Source organism: Novosphingobium aromaticivorans DSM 12444, assembly GCF_000013325.1.
In the GTDB taxonomy this organism is placed as follows: domain Bacteria; phylum Pseudomonadota; class Alphaproteobacteria; order Sphingomonadales; family Sphingomonadaceae; genus Novosphingobium; species Novosphingobium aromaticivorans.
The window spans coordinates 2035123-2058359 of record NC_007794.1; the positions used below are offsets into that span (position 1 = coordinate 2035123).

General features: G+C 62.6%; 22 protein-coding genes. 11 read left to right on the forward strand and 11 right to left on the reverse strand.

What is annotated here, in order from left to right:
• Position 1: 1 nt before the first annotated feature.
• Complete coding sequence (locus tag SARO_RS09635) at positions 2 to 463, forward strand: type II toxin-antitoxin system RatA family toxin (RefSeq protein ID WP_011445572.1); 462 nt, start codon at positions 2 to 4, stop codon at positions 461 to 463.
• On the opposite strand, the gene SARO_RS09640 is transcribed toward SARO_RS09635, so the two are convergent.
• The 3 genes from SARO_RS09640 to SARO_RS09650 are packed head-to-tail and all read right to left on the reverse strand — an operon-like array spanning position 424 to position 2681.
• On the reverse strand, positions 424 to 927 hold the full coding sequence (locus tag SARO_RS09640; protein WP_011445573.1) for a CinA family protein: 504 nt from the start codon (positions 925 to 927) through the stop codon (positions 424 to 426). The genes SARO_RS09635 and SARO_RS09640 overlap by 40 nt on opposite strands.
• A 4-nt stretch (positions 928 to 931) precedes the next feature.
• Complete coding sequence (locus SARO_RS09645; protein WP_011445574.1) at positions 932 to 1501, reverse strand: hypothetical protein; 570 nt, start codon at positions 1499 to 1501, stop codon at positions 932 to 934.
• 19 nt (positions 1502 to 1520) lie between these two features.
• Entirely contained in the window at positions 1521 to 2681 is a 1161-nt protein-coding gene (locus SARO_RS09650) for a bifunctional 2-C-methyl-D-erythritol 4-phosphate cytidylyltransferase/2-C-methyl-D-erythritol 2,4-cyclodiphosphate synthase (protein ID WP_011445575.1), read from the reverse strand.
• 101 nt (positions 2682 to 2782) lie between these two features.
• Between SARO_RS09650 and dusB the strand changes: the two genes are divergently transcribed.
• The 7 genes from dusB to hflX all read left to right on the forward strand — a co-directional run bounded on the left by dusB (position 2783) and on the right by hflX (position 12207).
• Positions 2783 to 3838 carry a tRNA dihydrouridine synthase DusB gene (gene dusB / locus SARO_RS09655; protein ID WP_011445576.1) on the forward strand — a complete coding sequence of 352 codons (1056 nt, stop codon included), beginning with the start codon at positions 2783 to 2785 and terminating at the stop codon, positions 3836 to 3838.
• The gene (locus SARO_RS09660) at positions 3835 to 4956 is read left to right on the forward strand and encodes a two-component system sensor histidine kinase NtrB (RefSeq protein WP_011445577.1); all 1122 of its coding nucleotides are present in this window, start codon (positions 3835 to 3837) and stop codon (positions 4954 to 4956) included. The genes dusB and SARO_RS09660 overlap by 4 nt, the downstream gene beginning before the upstream one ends.
• Positions 4953 to 6386, forward strand: coding sequence for a sigma-54-dependent transcriptional regulator (locus SARO_RS09665; protein WP_011445578.1), 1434 nt, complete (start codon positions 4953 to 4955; stop codon positions 6384 to 6386). The genes SARO_RS09660 and SARO_RS09665 overlap by 4 nt, the downstream gene beginning before the upstream one ends.
• 86 nt (positions 6387 to 6472) lie before the next feature.
• Entirely contained in the window at positions 6473 to 8701 is a 2229-nt protein-coding gene (locus SARO_RS09670; RefSeq protein ID WP_011445579.1) for a sensor histidine kinase, read from the forward strand.
• Positions 8702 to 8714: 13 nt separating this feature from the next.
• Positions 8715 to 10100, forward strand: a complete 1386-nt coding sequence (locus tag SARO_RS09675) for a sigma-54-dependent transcriptional regulator (RefSeq protein ID WP_011445580.1) — start codon at positions 8715 to 8717, stop codon at positions 10098 to 10100.
• Positions 10101 to 10279: 179 nt separating this feature from the next.
• Positions 10280 to 10861 (forward strand): RNA chaperone Hfq, encoded by a 582-nt coding sequence (gene hfq / locus SARO_RS09680; protein ID WP_011445581.1) that lies wholly within the window; start codon positions 10280 to 10282, stop codon positions 10859 to 10861.
• 65 nt (positions 10862 to 10926) lie between these two features.
• Positions 10927 to 12207 carry a GTPase HflX gene (hflX, locus tag SARO_RS09685; protein ID WP_011445582.1) on the forward strand — a complete coding sequence of 427 codons (1281 nt, stop codon included), beginning with the start codon at positions 10927 to 10929 and terminating at the stop codon, positions 12205 to 12207.
• Here the strand turns inward: hflX and mazG are convergent.
• Complete coding sequence (mazG, locus tag SARO_RS09690; RefSeq protein WP_011445583.1) at positions 12194 to 13018, reverse strand: nucleoside triphosphate pyrophosphohydrolase; 825 nt, start codon at positions 13016 to 13018, stop codon at positions 12194 to 12196. The genes hflX and mazG overlap by 14 nt on opposite strands.
• A 134-nt stretch (positions 13019 to 13152) precedes the next feature.
• Between mazG and SARO_RS09695 the strand changes: the two genes are divergently transcribed.
• From SARO_RS09695 to SARO_RS09705, 3 genes are read left to right on the forward strand one after another with little or no spacing between them, the layout of a single operon-like run.
• The gene (locus SARO_RS09695) at positions 13153 to 14367 is read left to right on the forward strand and encodes a tyrosine-type recombinase/integrase (RefSeq protein ID WP_010890944.1); all 1215 of its coding nucleotides are present in this window, start codon (positions 13153 to 13155) and stop codon (positions 14365 to 14367) included.
• Positions 14358 to 16490 (forward strand): tyrosine-type recombinase/integrase, encoded by a 2133-nt coding sequence (locus tag SARO_RS09700; RefSeq protein WP_010890943.1) that lies wholly within the window; start codon positions 14358 to 14360, stop codon positions 16488 to 16490. Before SARO_RS09695 ends, SARO_RS09700 begins: the two co-directional genes overlap by 10 nt.
• Positions 16487 to 16966 (forward strand): hypothetical protein, encoded by a 480-nt coding sequence (locus SARO_RS09705; RefSeq protein ID WP_011445585.1) that lies wholly within the window; start codon positions 16487 to 16489, stop codon positions 16964 to 16966. Before SARO_RS09700 ends, SARO_RS09705 begins: the two co-directional genes overlap by 4 nt.
• A 206-nt stretch (positions 16967 to 17172) precedes the next feature.
• On the opposite strand, the gene SARO_RS21025 is transcribed toward SARO_RS09705, so the two are convergent.
• From SARO_RS21025 to SARO_RS09735, 7 genes are read right to left on the reverse strand one after another with little or no spacing between them, the layout of a single operon-like run.
• The gene (locus SARO_RS21025; RefSeq protein ID WP_157042427.1) at positions 17173 to 17337 is read right to left on the reverse strand and encodes a hypothetical protein; all 165 of its coding nucleotides are present in this window, start codon (positions 17335 to 17337) and stop codon (positions 17173 to 17175) included.
• Entirely contained in the window at positions 17334 to 18101 is a 768-nt protein-coding gene (locus SARO_RS09710) for an MBL fold metallo-hydrolase (RefSeq protein ID WP_011445586.1), read from the reverse strand. Before SARO_RS09710 ends, SARO_RS21025 begins: the two co-directional genes overlap by 4 nt.
• The gene (locus tag SARO_RS09715; RefSeq protein WP_041550983.1) at positions 18098 to 18874 is read right to left on the reverse strand and encodes a TatD family hydrolase; all 777 of its coding nucleotides are present in this window, start codon (positions 18872 to 18874) and stop codon (positions 18098 to 18100) included. Before SARO_RS09715 ends, SARO_RS09710 begins: the two co-directional genes overlap by 4 nt.
• Positions 18874 to 20439 (reverse strand): methionine--tRNA ligase, encoded by a 1566-nt coding sequence (gene metG, locus SARO_RS09720; RefSeq protein WP_011445588.1) that lies wholly within the window; start codon positions 20437 to 20439, stop codon positions 18874 to 18876. Before metG ends, SARO_RS09715 begins: the two co-directional genes overlap by 1 nt.
• A 34-nt stretch (positions 20440 to 20473) precedes the next feature.
• Positions 20474 to 21430 carry a DNA polymerase III subunit delta' gene (locus tag SARO_RS09725; RefSeq protein WP_011445589.1) on the reverse strand — a complete coding sequence of 319 codons (957 nt, stop codon included), beginning with the start codon at positions 21428 to 21430 and terminating at the stop codon, positions 20474 to 20476.
• Positions 21427 to 22056, reverse strand: a complete 630-nt coding sequence (gene tmk / locus SARO_RS09730; RefSeq protein ID WP_011445590.1) for a dTMP kinase — start codon at positions 22054 to 22056, stop codon at positions 21427 to 21429. The genes SARO_RS09725 and tmk overlap by 4 nt, the downstream gene beginning before the upstream one ends.
• Positions 22053 to 23228, reverse strand: coding sequence for a D-alanyl-D-alanine carboxypeptidase family protein (locus SARO_RS09735; RefSeq protein WP_011445591.1), 1176 nt, complete (start codon positions 23226 to 23228; stop codon positions 22053 to 22055). The genes tmk and SARO_RS09735 overlap by 4 nt, the downstream gene beginning before the upstream one ends.
• Positions 23229 to 23237 lie beyond the last annotated feature (9 nt).

The window sequence follows — 23237 nt, forward strand, 5'->3', positions numbered from 1 at the left end:
CTTGCCCCGCATCGTCGAAACCCGCCGGCTCCAGTGGTCGGCCGAACAGATGTTCGACCTCGTGGCTGACGTGCGCCGCTATGCCGAGTTCCTGCCCTGGGTTGTGGCAACGCGGATCAAGTCGGACAGCGAGACGGTGATGGTCGCGGACATGCTCGTCGGCTTCAGCGCCCTGCGTGAGAAGTTCACCTCGCGCGTCCACAAGCAGCGCGCGCGGTCGATCAAGGTCGAGTACGTCGAGGGCCCGCTCAAGCGGCTCGAGAACGACTGGACCTTCACGCCTGCGCCCGACGGTGGCTGCACGGTCGACTTCTGCGTAGACTTTACCTTCCGCAACGCGCTGTTCGAGAAGCTGGCCGGGCAGTACCTCGAAACCGCATTCCGCAAGATGGTTGCCGCCTTCGAGGAACGCGCCGAGCAGCTTTACGGAAGCAGCAGTTCCAGCGCGACGAGCGTCGCCTGATAGCGAACTTCGGCGCGGGTCCTGGCTTCGTCGAACAGTTTGAGTTCGGCATTGGTCGCTTCAGGATCCTCGCCTCGTTGGGCGCGCGCAAAAACGACCGTGCCAACGGGCTTCTGCTCCGAGCCGCCATCAGGACCGGCAACGCCGGTAATAGCCACGGCGACGTCGGCGCCCGACTTCTTCAATGCGCCCTGAGCCATCGACCAGGCTACAGCGATCGAAACCGCGCCGAAGGTGTCGATGACGTCTTCCGAAACCCCGAGAAGCTGGATCTTGGCCTCATTGGAATAGGTCACGAAGCCGCGGTCGAGAACCGCCGAGCTTCCGGGCACTTCGGTAAGGGCGGCGGCTACAAGGCCGCCGGTGCAGCTTTCCGCAACCGCCACGGTCCGTCCGAGCGCTGCGTTCTCTTCGATCACGCGGCGCGCGAGGGCGCCAATTTCGGGGGGGAGAATGCTGTCCATGACCTTACTTCGCCCCGATACCGGGCCTTGCGGCCTGGCAGATTGGCAACGACGAGGCCTTGCCCGCTTTCGGCTTGTCGACGAGAAGCACCACGAAAGTGATCAGTTCCGCCGTGTTTTCCGGAGGCAGGGGAGAGAGGATGCGTACGCCGCGCTCGATCGCGGTGCACTGGTCAGGCTTGATCTGGTCGCCAACCATCTCGCTCACCATGGCTTCCACGAAAGGCTGCACTGCGGCGTCGGGCAGGTCCTTCACGGTGTCGGCAAGCTTCGCGTCCTTGCTGCTGCCCAGTTTCAGGAAGGCGGCCTTGGCAAGAGGCCAATTGGCATCCTTGCGCGAGGCATAGCGACCGAGGAACTCGCCGCCGCGCGTGGCGAAATATCCGTTCGGCGAAAGGTGGGGGCTGCAGGCCTTCATCGCGCCGTCGATGACCGAAGGCAGCGCATAGCCAACCAGCGCGTTCATCTCGCCTTCGCTGAGGCAGTCAGGCGCAGCGGCGGCAGCCTGGGCCACTTGGGCCTGGGCGATCGCAAGGCCCGCGCCCAGCGCGAGAAGATTACGGGAAAGCCTCATATTACAAGCTCCTGCAGGCTCAGCCCGAGACAACTGTTGCCACGGCCTGCGCCGCTATGCCTTCGCCCCGACCAGTCAGTCCAAGGCGTTCCGTCGTCGTCGCCTTGACCGAGACCAGCGCGGAGTCAATCCCGAGAATCCGGGCAAGCGTCTCGCGCATGGCCGCCTTGTGCGGTCCGATCTTCGGGGCTTCGCAGATAATCGTCACGTCGACGTTCGCTATCCGGTAACCCGCTTCGGTCACCAGGGTGCCCGCGTGCGCGAGAAAACGGTCCGACGAGGCCCCCTTCCACTGCGGATCGGACGGCGGAAAATGATCGCCGATATCCCCCGCCGCAATCGCGCCGAGCAATGCGTCGACAAGTGCGTGGATCGCGACGTCCGCATCCGAATGTCCTGAAAGACCTTTTCCGTGCGGGATATTCACCCCGCAAAGCCAAAGTTCCTCGCCTTCCACCAGCCTATGGACGTCGAAGCCCATTCCGGTGCGGGGAATGACGCTCATGCTCTGCTCCTCGAGATCGGACGCGAACGTCACCTTTCGCAATGCTTCATCGCCCTCGACGAGCGCGATCTCGTGCGCTGCTCGCATGGCCACTTGCGCGTCATCGCCGGCAAGAGCCTCACCCTGCCAGGCCCTATGGGCGGCAAGGATTGCCGGATAGTGGAACGCTTGCGGAGTCTGGACGCGATACAGGTCTTCACGGGCAACCGTTTCGCCCATCGCGTCTCCGGATCCGCGCACCATGCTGTCCACAACGGGCAGCACCGGAATGGCCCCGGTACGCTTGTCCAGCGCGGTGAGGAGCCTTTCGATCACGGAACCCGGCAGGTCTGGCCGTGCGGCATCATGGATGAGCACGCGAGCGGGCGCATCGCCTTCCAGCACTTCGAGCGCGGCCTTCACAGATTCCTGCCGTGTCGCACCGCCGTGAACGAGGCGGACCATGGAGATTCCCGCCAACGCCTGCGTCGCCGCTTCGTCCCAGCCTGCGGGAATGGCGACGACGATCGGTGCAATTCCGGCGGCCTCGAGTGCCTCCACGCAATGGCGCAAAAGCGGCTTTCCGCGCCAGATCACGAACTGCTTTGGCACGGGCCCGCCCGTGCGCAGCCCCTTGCCACCGGCAACGACAACTGCGGCAACCGACTGGCCGGGAAGGGACGGGACACTGTTCATCGGCCGCGCCTCTACCAGCGCTTGCCCCGCGCGGGCAACAGCCTTGCCCTTCCGGCCACAATCGACTAAGCGCTGCCTGTTTTTTAGGCAGATTGCTGACCATGTCCCAGGTTCCCGTTCCGCCCCGCCTCAAGCCCATCCAGGTTGGCCCCGTCACCGTGAGCTGCCCGGTCGTGCTCGCGCCAATGACGGGCGTTTCGGACCTGCCATTCCGCACGATCGTGCGCCGCTTCGGCTCGGGGCTCAACGTGACCGAGATGATTGCGAGCCCTGCGGCCATCCGTGAGACGCGGCAATCCATCCAGAAGGCCGCATGGCACCCGACGGAAGAACCGGTCTCCATGCAACTCGTTGGCTGCGAGCCCGAGCAGATGGCCGAAGCTGCCAAGCTTTCGGAAGACAAAGGCGCGGCAATTATCGACATCAACATGGGCTGCCCCGTGCGCAAGGTCGTTAACGGGGATGCCGGCTCGGCCTTGATGCGCGACATTCCGTTAGCTACCCGCCTGATCGAGGCCACGGTGAAGGCGGTGAAGGTGCCCGTCACCGTAAAGATGCGCATGGGCTGGTGCCACGACAGCCTGAATGCTCCCGAACTCGCGCGCATTGCCGAGGATCTCGGCGCGAAGATGATTACCGTGCACGGACGCACCCGCAACCAGATGTACAAGGGCAGTGCCGACTGGGCCTTCGTCCGCAGCGTCAAGGAGGCGGTGTCAATTCCAGTGATCGTCAACGGCGACATCTGCGGGATCGAGGATGTCGCTACCGCCATAGAGCAGAGCGGCGCGGACGGCGTGATGATCGGGCGGGGGTCCTATGGTCGTCCGTGGCTTCTCGGCCAGATCATGCATTGGCTCGACACCGGCGAGCGTCTGGCGGACCCCCCCCTTGCCGAACAGTACGCCCTCATTGTCGAGCACTACCACGCGATGCAGGAGCATTACGGCGAGATGACCGGCGTCAACATGGCGCGCAAGCATCTCGGCTGGTATACCAAGGGGCTGCACGGCTCAGCCGATTTCCGCAACAAGGTCAACTTCATCGACGACCCAAAGGCCGTCCTGGCAAGTCTGGCGGATTTCTACGGACGAGCGATCGAACACCAGCACTCCGCCGCCGAGGCTTCCGCTGCGGAGCGGCGCGCAGCCGCATGATCGCGCTCCCTGACTGGCGTCGTCAGGAACCGGGGCAGAAGCCCGAACCGAAGCGCGTCGTCGCGAGCCTTCCGCTTGCGCTGCTGCAGCTCGATCCCGACCTCATCGTGGCCGCGGTAAACCCGGCGGCCGAACAACTCATGGGGCAGGGCGCACGCCGGATCGTTGGAAAGTCGGTCGCAGAACTGTTCGAATTCGAGGAGCCGCTTATCCTCGGCCGCCTGGCTGAAGGTGAAGCCCAACTTTTCGCGCGCGGAGTTGGCGTGCGCATCATGGGGCAGCCCGCGCGACGTTTTGACGTGATGACCAGCCCCGTGACTCATTGCCCCGGCTGGCAGCTCCTGATGCTTCACGAAGGTGTGGGCGTCGAGGCCCTGTCTGGCGACGGTCGCGGCGCAGGAGGCGGGGAGGGTGTTGCTTTGCGCGCACCCGAAGTCCTTGCCCACGAGATCAAGAACCCGCTGGCCGGCATAAAGGGCGCGGCGCAGCTTCTTGATCGCAAGCTGTCCGAAAGCGATCGCGCGATGACCGGCCTGATCACCGCCGAGGTCGACCGTATCGCCAAACTGATCGACCAGATGCAGTCGCTTTCCCGGCGGAGCGCCGAACCCGCGCAGCCGTGCAATCTGCACGAAGCTGTCCGCCGGGCCGAAGCGGTGCTTGCAGCGGCCAGCCCGGAATCGGTCACGATCGTCGAGGAGTTCGACCCCTCGCTCCCGCCGATCATGGCCAATCCGGATTCGCTCGTCCAGGTTCTGCTTAACCTGCTGAGCAATGCGCGCGAAGCCTGCCTCGCCAATGAAGAGCCGCGCATCATCGTGCGCACGCGCTTTGCAAGCGGCATTCAGCTACATGCCGGCCCCGGTGGAAGGCCCCTTCGCCTGCCTATCGAATTGCGCGTATCCGACAACGGACCGGGTATCGATCCCACATTGCGCGACCACATCTTCGAACCCTTTGTCACCGCAAAGAAGAACGGCCAGGGCCTTGGTCTTGCCCTTGTCCAGAAGCTGGTGCGAGAGATGAATGGCCGCATTACCCATGATCGCGACGAGGTGGGTGGCTGGACCCATTTTCGCATCCATCTTCCTGTCGCCGGATCGGTTCCCACCGAATGAGCAAGCGTGTACTTCTCGTCGAGGACGATGCTTCGATTGCCCTGGTCATTACCGCGGCACTTGAAGCTGAAGGCTTCACTGTCGATCGCTGCGATTCGATCGCTGGACGGGACCGTCTGCTTTCAGCGCAGACCTACGACCTCCTGCTGACCGATGTCATGCTGACTGACGGTGACGGCATCGAAACGCTGGGCCCTGTGCGCGAGGCGCATCCCACGCTTCCGATCATCATCCTTTCAGCACAGAACACCCTCGATACAGCCGTCAGGGCGAGCGACACAGGCGCATTCGAATACTTTCCCAAGCCCTTCGATCTGGAAGAACTGGTCCGCACCGTAACCCAGGCCATCGGCAATGCCGGCGGGGTTGGTGCCGAACTGCCACAGGATGTGCCGCAGGGCCTCCCGCTCGTTGGGCGAAGTTCCGCCATGCAGGCCGTGTATCGGATGATCACGAGGGTTCTGCGCAATGATCTGACAGTGCTGATTCTCGGAGAGTCCGGCACCGGCAAGGAGCTCGTGGCAGAGGCAATTCACCAGCTCGGCAACCGCCGGTCGGGGCCTTTCGTCGCAGTGAATACCGCCGCCATTCCCGCAGAACTGATCGAAAGTGAGCTGTTCGGGCATGAAAAAGGCGCCTTCACCGGTGCCGTAGCGCGATCCATCGGCAAGTTCGAACAGGCCAGCGGCGGGACCCTGTTCCTCGACGAAATCGGCGACATGCCCATGCAGGCCCAGACCCGTTTGCTGCGGGCTTTGCAATCAGGCCGGATTCGACGGGTTGGCGGGCGTGAGGAAATCATCCTCGACTGCCGCATCGTTGCCGCGACAAACCGCGATCTCCTGCCGATGATCGCGGCGGGGACATTCCGCGAGGACCTCTACTACCGCCTCGCCGTCGTACCGATTGAACTGCCCCCGCTGCGGGAACGGGCAGATGATATTCCAGCGTTATCGCAGCATTTCCTCGCCAAGGCAGCCCTCGAAGGTCTGCCACGACGCCAACTTACACAAGCGGGCGCGGACCTTCTGTCCCGCCAGCCCTGGCGAGGCAACGTCCGCGAACTGCGCAATTTCGTATACCGCCTTGCACTGCTGGCACGTGACGAAGTGATCGATGCCTCGACCATCGAGCCACTTCTGGCGCAAGAAGCCACGGGGGCGGCGCGTTCATCCGAATCGGACGAAAGGCGACCATCCGATCTTGCCTCTGCAGTGGCCGCGTGGCTGTCGGCGCAGAACCTCCAGCCGGGCGAGGTCTATGATGCAGCGCTTGCCGCATTTGAACGACCTCTGTTCCTCCAGATCCTTGCGCTGACTGGCGGGAACCAGCTTCGTGCCGCCCAAATACTTGGTATCAATAGAAATACTCTGCGCAAACGGCTTTCCGACCTGAATATCACACCCGACGAGTTCGCCAGTCGCGATTAGCCAGAGCTGCCGGTGAGAAGCGGCCTAACGACGCTCGACGGTTTCCTCTTGCATTTTTGCAACAGGGGTGTTGTGAAGTCGCAACGATGGAGCGCACACCTTCAGTTCCGGTTCGCCGATTGCCGCGGTGGTGGCGCCGCGTACTCGTCAGCCTGCGCCGTGCGAACGTCTTCCTTCTTCTGGAGATCGCGGCATCCGCAGTTCTTGCTCTGATGCTTGCAGTGAGCTGGCTAACGCTCACGTCTTCCAGCGCCGAGGGGCAAATTCTTCCATCGCGCCTGACCTCGAGCCTGCTCATCGGCACCTTGGTTCCGGCTATGGCCCTGATAATCCTGGTCGGTCGCCGTCTCGCAATTCGGCGTGCCGCGCAGAGCGTTCTGGGGTCGAGCGGCCGGCTGCACGTCCGCCTTGTGTGGCTATTCTCGCTCATCGCCGCGATCCCGACTTTGCTTGTCGTGGTATTTGCCTCGTTCCTTTTCCAGTCCGGCGTGGAGTTCTGGTTCTCCGACAATTCGCGCGGAATGCTCGAGAATGCGAACAAGCTTGCGCGCGGATATTACGAGGACAAGTTGCGCGATGTCGGCAACGAGACCGTGGCCATGGCTGGCGACATCAGGGACTACCTGGATCAGGCCGCCATCACCTCGACCGAATTTGCAGAAGGCTATTCGTTCCAGGTTCTTAGCCGCCAACTCAACGAATCCGCCATCCTCGAACGCGCACCGGATGGTTCGCTCCGCACGGCAGCCATCGTCGACCCGGAAAAGTCCGACCGCCGTCAGCGTGTCACTCCGCAGGACCTGAAGCGCCTCGACGCGGGCGAAAGCGTGGTCGTGAGCGCCTCTGCGCAACGCATCGAAGCCGTTACCCCGGTCGATAAACGGCGCGGCATCTATCTCTACGCCGCCCGTACATCGGATGCCCTCGCACTCGAACAGTGGGAGCGCGCTCAGACTGTCCTCAAGGCCTATGACATGCTGACGACGCGGGCGAGGGCGCTGCAATTGCGCTTTAATCTCGCGCTGTTCGGCGTCAGCCTGGCGCTCGTCGGCCTCGCGGTCTGGGCGGCGTTGCGCTTTGCCGACCGCCAGGTCGCTCCGCTGGCCGAACTCGTCTCAGCGGCCCGCACGATCGGAAGCGGCAACTTCGCCATGCGCGTCGCGCAGAACAGCGGCACCGACGAAATCGGCCTGCTCGCGCGTGCCTTCAACCGCATGACCCAGCAGCTTGAGGGCCAGACCCAGGCGCTTGTCTCGGCCAACGCACAGCTAGAGGTGCGCCGCGCCTTTATCGAAGCCGTACTGGAATCGATCACGGCAGGCATCGTCTCGATCGGCCGCGACGGAGCGATCCAGCTCATCAATTCGTCCGCGCAGCGACTGCTTCTGGATACAGACGCTGCAAGCCCCATTGGCCGCGCTCTTTCCGATGTTTCGCCGGTCTTTGCCCAACTCGTTGCGTCGGGCCAACCCAACAACGTGATCCAGCATCCCCTCGGTGGTGATCTGCGCACGCTCGCCGTGCGCGTGGTGGAAGACAACAACGGCCACGTCATCACTTTCGAGGACATTACCCGACAGCTTCTCGACCAGCGCCGTGCGGCCTGGTCCGACGTGGCGCGCCGTATCGCGCACGAGATCAAGAACCCGTTGACCCCGATCCAGCTCGCGACCGAACGTCTCAAGCGCCGCTACGGGCGCCAGATCGAGAATGACCCGGAACTGTTCGAGGAGTTGACGAGCACGATCATCCGCCAGGTCGGAGACCTCCGGAAGATGGTCGACGAGTTTTCCTCGTTCGCGCGACTGCCTAAGCCGGTGTTCCGGGCCGAGGATGCCAGCGACCTGGTCCGCCAGTCGCTGTTCCTCCAGGAAGTTGCGCATACCGCCATCGATTTCAGCTTCGCATGCGACGCGCCGTCCATGCCCATCCAGTGCGACCGCCACCAGTTCGCACAAGTCATGACCAACGTCCTCAAGAACGCCGTCGAGGCGATCGAGGCCAAAGCCAAGACCGAGGACGTCGATTATCGCGGTCGCATAGCTGTGACCCTTGCCGGCGATCACGATACCGTGACGGTCAGCGTCACTGACAACGGCATCGGCCTTCCTGCCGAACGCGAACGCATACTCGAACCGTACATGACGACGCGCGAAAAGGGCACTGGCCTCGGTCTGGCGATCGTTCACAAGATCGTCGAGGAGCACGGCGGCGAGATGGCCTTCACCGCCGAGCCCGGCGGCGGCACCCGCGTAACAATGCGCTTCGCCCGCGATCCGCTTGCAACTTCCGCCCACCACGCCGAACAGGACTGACAGGACCCTCACGATGGCACTCGATATCCTCATCGTCGATGACGAACGCGACATCCGCGAACTGGTAGCGGGGGTGCTGAGCGACGAAGGCTATGGCTGTCGCTTGGCCGCCGACAGCACTTCCGCGCTTGCCGCCATCGACGAACGCCGCCCCAGCCTTGTTCTGCTCGACGTCTGGCTTCACGGCAGCCCGATGGATGGGCTCGAAGTGCTCGACGAGATCAAGAAGCGCGAGCCGGAACTCCCGGTCATCATCTTCTCGGGCCACGGCAATATCGACACTGCGGTCTCAGCGATCAGCCGCGGTGCGATGGATTTCCTCGAAAAGCCCTTCGAAGCGGAGCGCCTCCTGCTGCTCGTCGAGCGTGCAACCGAAACCGAGCGCCTTCGGCGCGAAAACCAGCGCCTGCGCCAGGGCTTCGCCATGGCCGAGGAGTTCACCGGCAACAGTTCGGCCATCAACCAGGTACGCGCCACGCTTAAGCGCGTCGCCAACACTGGCAGCCGCCTGCTCATCTCGGGCCCGGCCGGGTCGGGCAAGGAAGTGGCCGCGCGTCTCCTCCATTCCTGGAGCCCGCGCGCGCAGAGCGCCTTCGTAACGGTCAACTCGGCCCGCATCACGCCGGAACGCTTCGAACAGGAACTCTTCGGAGAGGAGGTCGATGGCAAGCTGGTGAGGGCAGGGCTCCTCGAAATGGCCGATGGCGGGACGCTGTTCCTCGACGAAGTATCCGACATGCCCGCATCGAGCCAGGCCCGCATCCTGCGCGTCCTGACCGAACAGTCCTTCGTCAGAGTCGGAGGCCACCGTCAACTGCGCGTCGACGTGCGGGTGGTTTCATCGTCATCACGTCCGCTCGAGAAGGAGATTGCCGAGCGCCGTTTCCGCGAAGACCTGTATTATCGTTTGAACGTCGTGCCCGTGGCGATTCCCTCGCTCATGGAGCGGCGCGACGACATTCCCGCGCTGGTCGATCATTTCTTTGCCCGCTACGCCAACGAGCAAGGGGTGCCGCCGCCCGCCGTCTCCCCTGAAGCAATGGCCGCGATGCAGAGCTATGATTGGCCGGGCAACGTCCGCCAGCTCCGCAACGTGGTCGAGCGCACCGTCATTCTTGCCCCGCGTGATCGGCTTGCACGGATCGACGCGGACATGCTCCCTTCCGAGATCGTCAGCACTCCGATCGGCGGCGACACCGGTGGCTCCGCGCTCATGGGCGTGCCCCTGCGCGAAGCGCGCGAGAACTTCGAGCGCGAATATCTGAAGGTCCAGATCCGCCGCTTTTCCGGCAACATTTCCAAGACCGCCAGTTTCATCGGGATGGAACGTTCAGCCCTTCATCGCAAGCTCAAGCTGCTCGGCATGGCCGAACGGCGAGAAGGTGAAGACGAGGAATGATGCTGCAAGGCGGCTCGTGAATACGCATTAAATCGGAACCCTGTGCAATTTCCCATGTTTACGGGACGGGCGCGGGGACATAAACTCGTCAACGAACCCGGCCAGAGTGGACATCCACGAAGGCCAGATCGCGAAGGCTCCAGAAGGGGCCGAGCCAATACAAAACGGAGTCACGTGAAATGACCGGCAAGACGCTATCCGCCCGCCCTCGGCCCAAACCCGAACCGGCACCAGTGGCGGAAACTGCGCCGCCCGCACCCGTCACCGGGCCAAGCGGAGGGAAGGGGCAGAACCTTCAGGACCTGTTCCTCAATCACCTGCGCAAGAACAAGATTCCGGTCACGATGTTCCTCGTGAAGGGCGTCAAGCTGCAGGGTATCGTCACGTGGTTCGACAACTTTTCGATCCTTCTGCGCCGTGATGGCCAGTCGCAGCTCGTATACAAGCACGCGATCTCGACAATCATGCCGGGTCAGCAGCTTTCGGTCGCCCATTTCCAGACCTCCGGTGAGGAGAACGGCAAGAAGGCCCGCCTCCTGCAGGAAGTCTTCCTGTCGAGCGTTCGCGATTCCGGCGTCCAGGTGACGATGTTCCTCGTCAATGGCGTCATGCTTCAGGGCAAGGTCGCGTCCTATGATCTCTTCTGCATGCTTCTGGAGCGTGAGGGCTATGTCCAGCTCGCTTACAAGCATGCCGTTTCTACGATTCAGCCTGCCGGCCACGTCGATCTGACCGGGGACTGGGATGGCGAGGATTCCTGAGTACCTTTGAATTTGGCAACAACACCGGCGAGGTCGCCGGTGAAGTAACCCGTGGCGCGCGCGCCGTGGTCGTCCTCCCCGATATTCGCCAGCGGGGAGGGGGCCTCGGCGCGGACGCCGAATCGCGTCTCGAAGAAGGGCAGGGCCTTGCCCGCGCGATCGGCATCGAAGTCGTCGAGGCCTTCATTCTGCCCATCCGCACCGTGCGGCCCGCGACGCTTTTCGGCGAAGGCCAGGTCGAGCGCATCGCTGTCGCCTGCAATCAGTCGGATGCGGAGCTGGTCATCGTTGATGGAGCCCTCTCCGCCATCCAGCAGCGCAATCTCGAGGAAAAGCTCAAGCGCAAGGTCATCGATCGGACCGGCCTGATCCTCGAAATCTTCGGCGAGCGCGCGGCAACGGCCGAGGGTCGGTTGCAGGTCGAACTTGCCCATCTTGATTACCAGGCCGGCCGGCTCGTACGCTCGTGGACCCACCTCGAACGCCAGCGCGGCGGCTTCGGCTTTCTTGGCGGCCCCGGCGAAACCCAGATCGAAGCGGACCGCCGCCTGATCCGCAATCGCATGGCACGCCTGCGGCGCGAACTTGAGCAGGTTCGCCGCACCCGTGGGCTTCATCGCGAACGCCGCCAGCGCGCACCTTGGCCGGTCATTGCTCTCGTCGGCTATACCAACGCCGGCAAGTCCACGTTGTTCAATCGCCTCACCGGGGCCGATGTGATGGCCGAAGACCTGCTCTTCGCCACCCTCGACCCCACGATGCGTGCCATCCGCCTGCCTGGCGTGGAAAAGGCCATTCTCTCGGACACGGTTGGCTTCATCTCGGACCTGCCGACGCAACTTGTCGCCGCTTTCCGCGCGACGCTCGAGGAAGTTACAGCCGCCGACGTTATCGTCCACGTCCGCGACGTCGCCAACCTGGCATCCGCTGACCAGAAGGCAGAAGTCGAACAGATTCTCGCCGACCTGGGCGTAATAGGGGAGGCCGGATCGACCATTCCAATCGTCGAGGCATGGAACAAGTGGGATCTTCTGACGCCCGAAGAGCAGGCGATGCGGCAGGATCTAATTGCGGCAAAGATTGCCGAAGTGCCGGTCGTACCGATCTCGGCGCTGACGGGGGCAGGGGTCGAGACACTGCTCGACAAGCTTGGCGAAATGTTGACCGGGAGCGCGCAAACTCTGGAACTGACAGTGCCCTTGTCGGATGGCCAGCGCTTGGCATGGCTTCACGCACACGGCGACATAATTTCGGAAAATCAAGTGGATATTGCAGAAATTGGACCCGCGATGCGCATAAAGGTGCGCCTCACGCCACGGGAACTGGGGCGCTTTACCAGCCTGTGACCTGCGCCGCCTCGGCTCGCTTCACAGCCTGCCAGAGCGCTTCCTGTTCATCGAGCGACAGCGTGGCGAATCGGCCATCAGCCAGGGCCTCCATGGCGCCGTAGCGTCGCTCGAACTTGGCATTCGCCGCTCTCAGTGCATCTTCCGGCGCCACGCCGTACTTGCGAACGACGTTGACGGCGGCAAAAAGTAGATCGCCAGCTTCCAATATGCGCTCCGATTCCGAAGAAGCCTCGTCAAGTTCCTGGATTTCCTCGACAACCTTCTCCGCTGCGCCGGCGGCATCGGGCCAGTCGAAGCCCTGCCGCGCTGCACGCTTCTGAAGTTTTTCGGCCCGGATAAGAGCTGGAAGAGCGAGTGCGACGCCATCAAGCGCACCTTTTGCGCCTTTCGATTGCCGCTCGGCCGCTTTGAGTCGTTCCCAGCGGTCCTCGCGGGATTGACCTTCATCTACCTCATTGCCGAACACGTGCGGATGGCGGGCTTCCATCTTGTCCGCGATGGCAGCAGCCACATCGTCGAACCCGAAGAGGCCGAGCTCCTCGGCAATCCGAGCGTGAAATACGACCTGGAGCAGCAAGTCGCCGAGTTCCTCCTTGAGCGCCGCCATGTCGCCGCGCGAGATCGCATCGTCGACTTCGTAGGCTTCCTCGATGGTGTAAGGTGCGATCGTCGCAAAGGTTTGGGCGCAGTCCCATTCGCAACCACGCTCCGGATCGCGCAGCCTGGCCATGATTGAGAGCAGCCGCGAGAGGTTCGTGTTCATCTCGGAGCCGCTGCTTTCGAGGGCAGGACTTTCAGAAGGGGCCATTGCGCGTGCCTCACACTCAGGATTGATAATAATCATTATGTAAATACCGATACCATAACTGTCCATGTAAACTGTGTCCAGTGTGATGGCGAAAGGCTTGCAGTCACGGGGGTCTTTCAACAGTATCAGCGACCGTGTCCACTCCGTTCGCTACGACGCCCTGGCAGGCTGCGCGCATCGAAATGCCCGGCGGTCGCCGGTCGTGGACGGTATTGGATGATGACGGCGATGTCGTCGAGTGCCTTCGTCACTGGATCGTCCATCTCGAACAGACCCATGCGTCACCAAACACGATCCGCGCTTATGTTCGCCACGTTGTGGACTTCGCTAGCTTCCTCGGCGCAAACGGCGCCGGCATCCATGAAGCCACGGTTGCGCTGTATGACAGCTTCCTTGCCTGGCGGCTTGCCCGCCGAAAGGATGCGCTGCCAAGTCCTCGGCTGATCCTGCTACGCAAGCAGGAAACGCGGATTCTGGCACCATCGACGCGCAACCAGATCCAGCTCGCGGTCAAATCGTTCTACCGCTTTTACAACGGCACTGACGACTTCGCGGTCGATACGACCGAGGTCACAAAGGCCTATGACGGCCACCGGATCTACAAGCCGTTCCTTGAGCATATCAGCCAGCGACGGACGACACGGCGCAAAGACCGTTATCTCTCGGGCGATCCCGGCCGGGTCCAGCAGCAGGTGCTCAAGAAGCGGCTGACGCCGAGCGAGGTTCTGCGGCTGATCGAGGCCTGCGGGCTCGCGCGCGACGCCTTCCTGGTCGTGCTGCTCTACAACACCGGCCTTAGGATCGGTGAAGCGCTGGGCCTGCGCCATGTCGATATCGATCTCGCCGAAAAGGTCATCTGGGTCGTTCCGCGCGAAGACAATGCCAATGAGGCCCGTGCGAAATCGGGCCGGACGCGCGGTGTGCCGGTGCACGACTACGTGCTCAACATGTACGTCGATTACATCACCAGCGACGAATATCTGCCAGCCTTCGAGTCCGGCGCCGAGTACGTCTTCACCAATGTCAAAGCCGGCGTCATCGGGCACGCCATGAGCCTGTCCTACGCGCAGAAGCTCGCGGGCCTGCTGGAGCAGCGCACCCATATCGCCTTCAGCTGGCACATGTTCCGCCACAGCCATGCATCCGAGGCGATCGCGGCGGGATACAGCCTGCTCGAAGTGGCCGACCGGCTCGGGCATGCCAGCCCGCAAACGACAGCGGCGTTCTATCAGCACCTGTTCGCCTCGGAAATCCGCAGGCTTTACCTCACAGGACCCGACGAGGTGCATGAAAGGCTTGAGAAACTTCGCGAGGCTGAGCTGCTCGGAAAGGATCTGCGATGGGCCTGACGCCGCTGGCGCTCGTCGGCGGCACGCCGCACGATACCGATCGCTACAACAACTGGCTTGAGGGGCGCCTCGCGGAGATATCCCCCCTCCTCGTCGCCAATCCCATTTGGTCGGACGCCATGATGGGTGAGGTGTTCGGCCATCCCTGGCTGAGCCAGACATACGCAAGCTTGCCGCTTCAGGCTGCGGTTCCGGTACTCACCAACGAGATCAAGGCTTACCTGGCGGTATCCGTTCTCGACGATCGCAAGGCGGACGCCCACTGGTTCCAGCGCCGGATCCCGGTGATCCGCTATCTGGTAGAGGAAGGCGCGGACCTGCTTGGTCACTTTGAGGCGGGCTGCCTTGCCGACATCCCTCACCCCGGCTTCGCGCCATCAGATGACGAGGGTGCGCGCAAACGGAACCACCACAACGATGCAGTGCTGGAGTGCTACGCCGCCTGGTATGGCGCGAATTATGGACGGCGCAGGCAAAGCCAGACCCGCCAGTGGATCCGGGGCGGCAAGATCGTCACCAGCGAGTTCCGCTCACCGGAAGTGCAGCTGTTCGGTGATATCCATCGCTTCGCGATCATCAACCGGGCGCAGATGGCACCGATGCATGACCGCGACATCATCCTGCTCAACGATCTCTACAGCGAGGAGGACACACGCTTCCGCGATCGGCAACGGCGAAGCGACACCTATATCAACTTCCTGAACTTCGAGCCGTGGCTGCGCCCGCTGATGCGCGGCTTCCTGCTCGACAAGGTCGCACATGGGGAATTTGCGCCAAGAACGGTGATCGCGATGCGATCTCGGTTACGGCTGTTTGCGCAGTTCCTCCACGAAGAATCCGTCGCTGGTCCTGCGAAGATCAACGAACTAACGATGGAGCGCTATCTTGCATGGGGAAACGCGCGCAATGCCGCCGGCAAGAACTGGTACACCGACATCGTCCAACTGATGCGGGCAGCACCGGTGCTACTGCCGGGGGAATGGCCGCGGATCGCGCTCGACAAGCGCGCGGCGCGGCGCATCCGTTACAAGCAGGCACCGGATGACCCGCGCAACCGGCTCTACGCTTCGCGAGAGGGCGCCAACCGGGCGGCGCCTCCTGAGGCCTTGGCCGCGATGATGGCCAGGCTCGATGAACTGCCTGCCCCTATCCCGGTAATCTTCATGATCGGGATCACCACCGGTGCGCGAGCCGAAGACCTGCATGCCTTGCTCTTCGACTGCCTGCGGCCCGATCCGCACGACAAGCGGTTCATGCTGTTCACGTTCTGGCAGAACAAGGTCAGCCGCTGGAACACCAAGCCCTTGCTGGCGACCGATCCCGCGCACCGGGCCATGATCGAGTTGATCGAAGCCCAGCAGGATCGCGTCCGGCAGCGTTACGGGCGCGCCACGAAATACCTGTTCCCCGTCTTTTACGGCAAGCGGGAATCGTTCCTCGGCTACAACTGGACCTTGCAGGAGCTCAGGATGCTGTGCCTCAGGCACGGGATCGTCGATGGCGAAGGCAAGCCGTTCGACTTCTCATGGCATCCGTTGCGCCACCATCGAGGGACACAAATGGCGGCCGAAGGCCACGACATCCTGAGCATCATGTTCGAGCTCGGCCATGCCTCGCCGGATATGGCGTCGATGTACGTCAACAAGCGTCTCGATCTCAAGAAGAACGCCTTGCTGCGAAAGGGTGGCGGCCAGTTCTTCACAATCGCGGGCAAGGTCGACGAAGCGGTCGGCGATCTCCTGCTGCGCAAGGAAACCATGCTGGCCACGCGGGTCTGCGGCGGCGCCTGCACGCTGCCAGGGCAACTCGGCGAATGGTGCGAGCACGCCCACGCCTGCCTGACCTGCCGGTTCTTCCGCGCCGATGGCGGCGACGTGGAGCACTTCCGCTGTGAACGGGCCGGACTTTACGCCGCGATCGAAGGGCTCGAGCAGGAAGCGCAGAACTACGAGGAAGGCGGACAGACCCGCATGGCCGACATCACGCGAAAGCGCCTGCAACGCAATAAGGATGCGGTCCACAACACCGACACCATCATCCGCTCCATCGAGGAGCACGGCCTCTACAAGGGTGAAAAGCAGCGCTACAGGCCGGCCACTGCTCGAGAGGAAGCGACGTCATGACCATGGGACCGGATCTGCGGATCGCAACACTCAACGATGCCCGCAGCCGTCGTAGCGCAGAGAAGCGCGCTGCAGTCGAGGATGCGATCATGCGGCTGCGCGACACCAGGCAGGCTGTGACGTTCGTCTCGGTGGCACGTGAAGCAAAGGTCAGCCGCCAGTACCTCTACAACAACTTCGCCGACGAGATCGGCGAGGAACGCGTCGAAACCCGCGCGGAAACCGAGGTGATAGACGGCAAGAAGGTCCCGCTGCGAACGCCCGAGGAATATCGGCACATCGAAGCGGCACTCCGCAACAAGATCGAGCGCCTTGAGACCGAGCTCCGGGATGCCCGTGCCGAAAGGGCTAAGGCGGACCGAACGGCCGAGCGTGAGCGCGGTAAGGCGGAACACTGGCGTCAGCTCTACACGGCTGTCCTAGCTCGCGTATCACCGGGACAGTCGCCCGAGCCGCTGCCCTCCTCTGAAGACTGAACCGTCACGCTGCGATCGGGTTACGATCAAGCGAGTAGGAAGTGAGCCGCCTACGGCGTCTTGCACTTCCAACTCCCTTGATCGTCCAAATTATGAGCGAAACACAATGGACAGGTTTATCGCCTGCAAACCATTGAAACTAGGACACAAGACACGAATTGGTGTTGATATATGTTAATTAAGGACAGAGGCGCAGCCGATCGTCACTACCGGATTATCGAAAACACCAGTGTTACCGCGACGAAAAGAAATGCCCACAAAGCCGCCATTCGTACACCGTCCGACAGTCCGATCCGTTGCCCACGCACGTTTGCCATCACCAGAACCAGCGCCATCAGGATGCCGATGATTCTGACAACGTCATCACTCAAACCGCTATCTCCAGACCATCATACGCCGGTTGCACGTGTGGCGGCGTCTCGTCGCACAATGTCCGGTAATCCATCGACTTGTCGAGATGCGTAAGAACGCCGTGGTTCGCGCGCGTTGCCTCGATCAGTTCGAGCGCCATGCCGAGGTGCGCGTGGGTTGGATGCGGTTGACGGCGCAGGCAATCGACGACCAGCACGTCAATACCGTGAAACAAGGCAACCATGTCACCTGTAATCTCGCTGAAATCTGTCGCATAACCAATTGATTTTCCGCCCTGATCAAAGCGGAATGCGGTCGATTGCGCCGGCCCGTGCGGCATCTGGCAATGGCTCACGCCGATCCCGCAGATCATGCGTACCCGGTCTAGATTGTCGATCTCGCAGATCGTGTGATAGCCGTGCTGTCCAGCAAAGACATAGCCGAAGCGCTGGCGGAGCCGGCGCACCGTCTCTGCGGCGGCATAACCCGGGATCGGGCCGCCACGACCGTATCGCAGCGGCCGCAAGTCGTCGATGCCATGGCAATGGTCAGCGTGGTCGTGGGTCCAGAAAACGCCGTCCACGCGTTCGATCCCGCAGCTCAGGAACTGCTGGCGCAAGTCGGTTGGCGTATCGACCAGCAGGCGGCTTCCGTCATCGCCCTCGATTGCGATGGCAACGCGGGTCCTGCGGTTGCGCGGCTCGTTCGGATCGCAATCGCCCCAGTCGTTGCCGATCCTCGGAACGCCGGTCGACGTGCCTGAACCCAGAATGGTCAGCTTCACAACGAAGCCTTCGAAAACAGACGGAAGAAGTTCCGGCCGGTAACATCGGCCAGCGCTTGCGTGCTGGTTCCGCGCAAGCCCGCCACGAATGCGCACGTGTCGGCGACAAACGCAGGCTCGCATGTTTTTCCGCGATGCGGCACCGGTGCAAGGAAGGGAGCGTCCGTCTCAACCAGGATTCGGTCGTCCGGAATGCTGGCCGCAACCGCCTGCAGATCCTTGGCATTCTTGAAGGTCACGATACCCGAAAGCGAAATGGAAAGCCCCAATTCCAGCATTCGCGCCCCAAATGCGGCCGATGCGGTGAAGCAGTGGATCAACGCAGGGAACGCCCCCTTCCCCATCTCTTCCTCGATGATCCTGGTAGTGTCGTCCTCGGCATCCCGGGTGTGGATGATGAGCGGCAGGCCAGTTTCCCGTGCCACGCGAATGTGCACACGGAACAGGTCCTGCTGAACCTGCCGGTCGGAGTGGTCGTAGAAGTAGTCGAGCCCGGTCTCGCCGATCCCGATTACCCGCGGGTGTCGCGCCGCCTGAAGAAGGGCCGCTTCGCCAAGGTCGGCGTGGGCATCGGCCTCGTGCGGGTGAATGCCGATGCTGGCCCAGACGTCGCTTTCACGCTCCGCAGTACCGACGATGGCATCCCACTCGCTACGCCTCGTGGAGATATTCAGGAAACCACGCACGCCATTTTCTCTGGCGCGGTCAAGCACTTGCCGCTGATCTTCGACAAGTCCCTTGTAGTTCAGGTGGCAGTGGGAATCGATCAGCATCATGCCGATCCTTCCTCCTCCGGCAGTTCAAGGCGGGGGAATGCAGGCATGGGCTGCGCAAGCCTCTCTCCGGTTGCCACGCGTGCCATGTACCAGTCCGCATCAGTCAACGCATCGAAACCCCGCGCTTCCCTTGGAATGCCGAGCTGGTCCAGCACCTTGGCTGCGGCAGCCGGAACGACGGGTGAAATCGCCACGGTCAGGTCGCGGATCGCTATGAACAGCGTCAGCAGCACGGCCTTCATGCGCTCGGGATCGGTCTTGCGCAGCGCCCACGGCGCCTGTTCGTCGACATAGGCGTTGCAGGCAAAGACCGCACGCATCCAAGCTTCGATCCCGGCCGAGAAGTTCAGCGCGGAAAACTCGCGCGGCAGTTCCTCACGGCACGCATTGAACACCGTAGCCAGCAGTTCGTCGTCCCCCACATTGCTATGAAATGTCTCAAGATTGCCGCCCATGTTTTTGAAAATCATGGATAGTGTGCGCTGAACGAGATTGCCGTAGCTGTTTGCTAGCTCTGCATTGCATCGCGTCACAATGGCCTCGGCCGAATAGGATCCGTCCTGACCGAAGGCTACTTCCCGCATCAGGAAGTAACGAAGCGGATCTACCCCGAACCGGTCGGCAAGGTCGAGTGGATCGGTGACGTTACCGAGCGACTTCGATTCCTTCTGGCCACGGTTGAGCAGGAATCCGTGCCCGAAGACTTGCCGCGGCAGCGCGATGTCCGCGCTCATCAGGAAGGCCGGCCAGTAGACAGTGTGGAAGCGGACGATATCCTTGCCGATCAGGTGCAGGTTCGCCGGCCAATACTTTGCAAAGTCGCCGTTTTCGTCCGGAAAACCGAGCCCAGTGATATAGTTGGTGAGAGCATCGACCCAAACGTACATTACATGGCCATCGCACCCCGGAACCTTCACACCCCAGTCGAAGCTGGTGCGAGAAACCGAAAGGTCACGCAGTCCACCCTCGACGAAGCGCATCACTTCATTGCGGCGGCTGTCGGGCTGGATGAACCCGGGATTCTCCTCGTAGAGCTTCAGTAGCGGTTCGGCATATTTCGAAAGCCGGAAGAACCAGCTTTCCTCGACTGTCCAATCCACCGGGGTACCCTGGGGCGACAGCTTCTCCCCGCCCTCGCCCGCTACCAGTTCGCTCTCATCGTAAAAAGCCTCGTCCCGGACCGAATACCAGCCTTCGTAGCGGTCGAGATAGAGATCACCATTGGCCTCCATGCGACGCCAGAGTTCCTGCGTCGAGGCGTGATGCCGCTCCTCGGTGGTGCGAATGAAAACGTCGTACGAAACATTAAGTTCGTCGCACATCTTAATGAAATAAGATGACATTTCGTCGGAAAGCTCGCGTGGCGTTATGCCGAGTTCACGGGCCTTCTGCGCCATCTTCAACCCGTGTTCGTCCGTGCCCGTCTGGAAACGCACATCACGTCCCATGGCCCGTTGGAAGCGCGCGATAACATCGGCGGCAATTGCCTCGTAGGCATGGCCGATATGCGGCTTGCCGTTGGGGTAGGAGATGGCAGTGGTGATGTAGAAGGGTTCGCCCATCGGGCCGCTCGCTTTCGTAACCGGAATCTGATGCTTATCGTGCGCCTTCCCTAGTCGGCGCAGCCGATGCCAGCAAGGAGCCGATTTCCAACATCAGCATACCTGGGTCGAAGTTGTAGATCGGCGCTTCGCCGGCAAGCCGGACAAGCTTTACATGCGCTTCGACCAGCTTGAGCCTGGTCCGATCGTCGGCCCGGTCGAGCGCGTGCACGACCGTCATCCGCGCGGCCTCGATCGCAGCGAGTTGCCGTTCGCGGTCGGGTCGGGCGCCAATCACGCCGGAAAGCGCGCCGCGAAGCGACAGGTCCGGATCACCCTGGTCCAACAGCGCCGCAAAGACCGCCTGGGCCTTGCCCAGGTCCTGTTCGGCGAAGGCAAGCGCGGCTCCGGGCGATCCCCCGGCCACCGCCAATGCCGCCCGGCGCGTGTCGCTGTCGAGCCCGGGTGCCGCTTCATCCAGCGCACGCGCCACGTCCGCGTCGCTCAAGGTCTGGAAACGCACCACAAGGCAACGCGAACGCACCGTTGGGAGAAGCCGGCCCAGCGCGTGGACCACGAGTAGGAAGAACGTTCCTTCAGGGGGTTCCTCAAGACTCTTGAGCAAGGCATTGACCGCACTCTTTTCGAGCTGGTCAGCCGCGTCGATGATGACGGCCCTCCTCCTCCCCAGCGTCGGTCGCGTCGTGAGCCGGCGCTGGAGCTCGCGCACCTGATCAACGGAAATGTTGCGCTTGGTCAGGTAGGGCTTGCCTTCGTCCCGCTTCTTCGCTTCGTCCTCGCTTGCGGGAAGCGGCGACAGCGTGAGAATGTCGGGGTGCATGTCGACCGGAGGTTGCGGGACGTCTGCCTCGGAAACGAGTTCGGCTGCGGCCGCACGCGCGAATGTCGCCTTGCCCAGCCCCTCGCGCCCCGCGAGTATCCATCCGTGATGCATGCGCGGGCCCGCCATGGCTGAACGCCAAGCGCGCCAGGCTTCGTCGTGCCCGATCATGCCAACGCCTTGTCGATGGCCGCAGTGACCCGGGCATGAACTTCTTCCGGCGATCCTTCAGCGTCGACAACGGCGAACCGGTCGGGTTCCTGCTCGGCGAACCGCCGGAAGGCCGCCGCCACACGTCCATGGTACTCTTCGCCGCGCCCGCCGATGCGGTCCGCCGCATTGCCATCGCGCATGGCCAGCCTCGCAGCCGAGATTTCTGGCCGTACGGTCAGAAGGATCGTCACGTCCGGCAAGAGCCCCGCGCTGCCGATCCTGTGGAGTTGCATCACATCCGCATCCGAAAGACCGCTACCACCGCCCTGGTAGGCTCGACTGCTGTCGACGAATCGGTCGCACACAACCCAGGCGCCACGCGCTACCGATGGCCGGATCAGCTTCTCGACATGGTCGGCACGCGCCGCTGCGAACAGCAACGCCTCCGCCCGAGCGCCCCAACCTTCGCCTTCGGTGCTCAACAGCATCGTGCGGATTGCTTCCGCGCCGGCGGTCCCCCCAGGTTCACGCGTGGTCACCACTTCCAGCCCTCGCGCACGCAGCGACTCCGCCAGAAGCCGTCCCTGCGTCGACTTGCCGACGCCCTCGCCCCCCTCGAAGGCAACAAAACGTCCCCGGCTCACAGCCCGACAAGCCCCAGTAACCCATTGCGCAGTCGCGAAGCCACCCCGCCCTTCGGCACCGCATTGGCTGCGACGAGGGGCAATGCGTGGACTGGCTCTCCCGGCACCCGCACCAAAAGGCTCGCCACCGTCTCCCCCTTGGCGATCGGAGCCCTGAGCGGGCCTTTGTAGCGGATCGACAACGTGTAGCGCGGCTTCTGCCCTTGTGGTGTCGTCACGCCTAGCGCACGTGGCGCAACGAGCGAGACCTGCCTTTCTGCCCCACCCTGTACTTCGGCAACGCCCACAGGAGCGCCCGCCTTGAACAACGGATGCGACTCCCACGCGGAAAAGCCCCATTCGATCAGCGCGCGCGACTGGTTCGTCCGGTCGATCGGACGATCATACCCCCCCAGCACCATGATCAGCCTGCGTCCACCGCGCTCCGCAGAACCGACGAAGCCATAGCCGGCCTCGTTGGTGAAGCCGGTCTTCACTCCGTCTGCGCCCTCCGTATGCCCATACAAGGGGTTGTGGTTAGGCTGGGTAATGCCATTCCAGGTCATCGTGGCGTGGCCGTAAAACCGCTTGTACAGGTCCGGAAAGCGCGTCATCAGCGCGCCGCTCAGCTTCGCGAGATCGTCTGCCGTCACATAGGTCTGGCCTTCGTCCATCCACCCGTTCGGCGTGTTGAAGTGACTGTCGCGCATGCCGAGCTGCAGCGCCGCCTCGTTCATCAGCCGGGTGAACGCGGGTACTGATCCGACCGCGCCTTCGGCCAGCACCACACAGGCATCGTTGGCCGAAACGGTGACAATGCCCTCGATCAGTTCTGCGACCGTCGGTTGCGCTTCTGCGGGCAGGAACATCGTACTGCCCACGTTCTTCCACTTGCGAAATGTCTCCGGCCGGATCGAAATACGTTGATCGAGCCGCAGCTTGCCCTTTCGAACAAGATCGAACGCGACATAGCTGGTCATGATCTTGGTGATCGAAGCCGGCACGAAACGCCTGTGTACGTCTCGCGCATAAAGCGTCCGTCCCGATCCGGAGTCAACGAGAAGGGCTATGGGCGCGTCGATGCGTGGCAGCGACGTCATGGCGGCATCCAGCCCCACTTCGGGCGCAGCCGCCTGTACCGGCATGGCGCCCACAATCAATCCAGCGGCGACGGCAACGAACTTCAGGCGCAAAAGGCATTC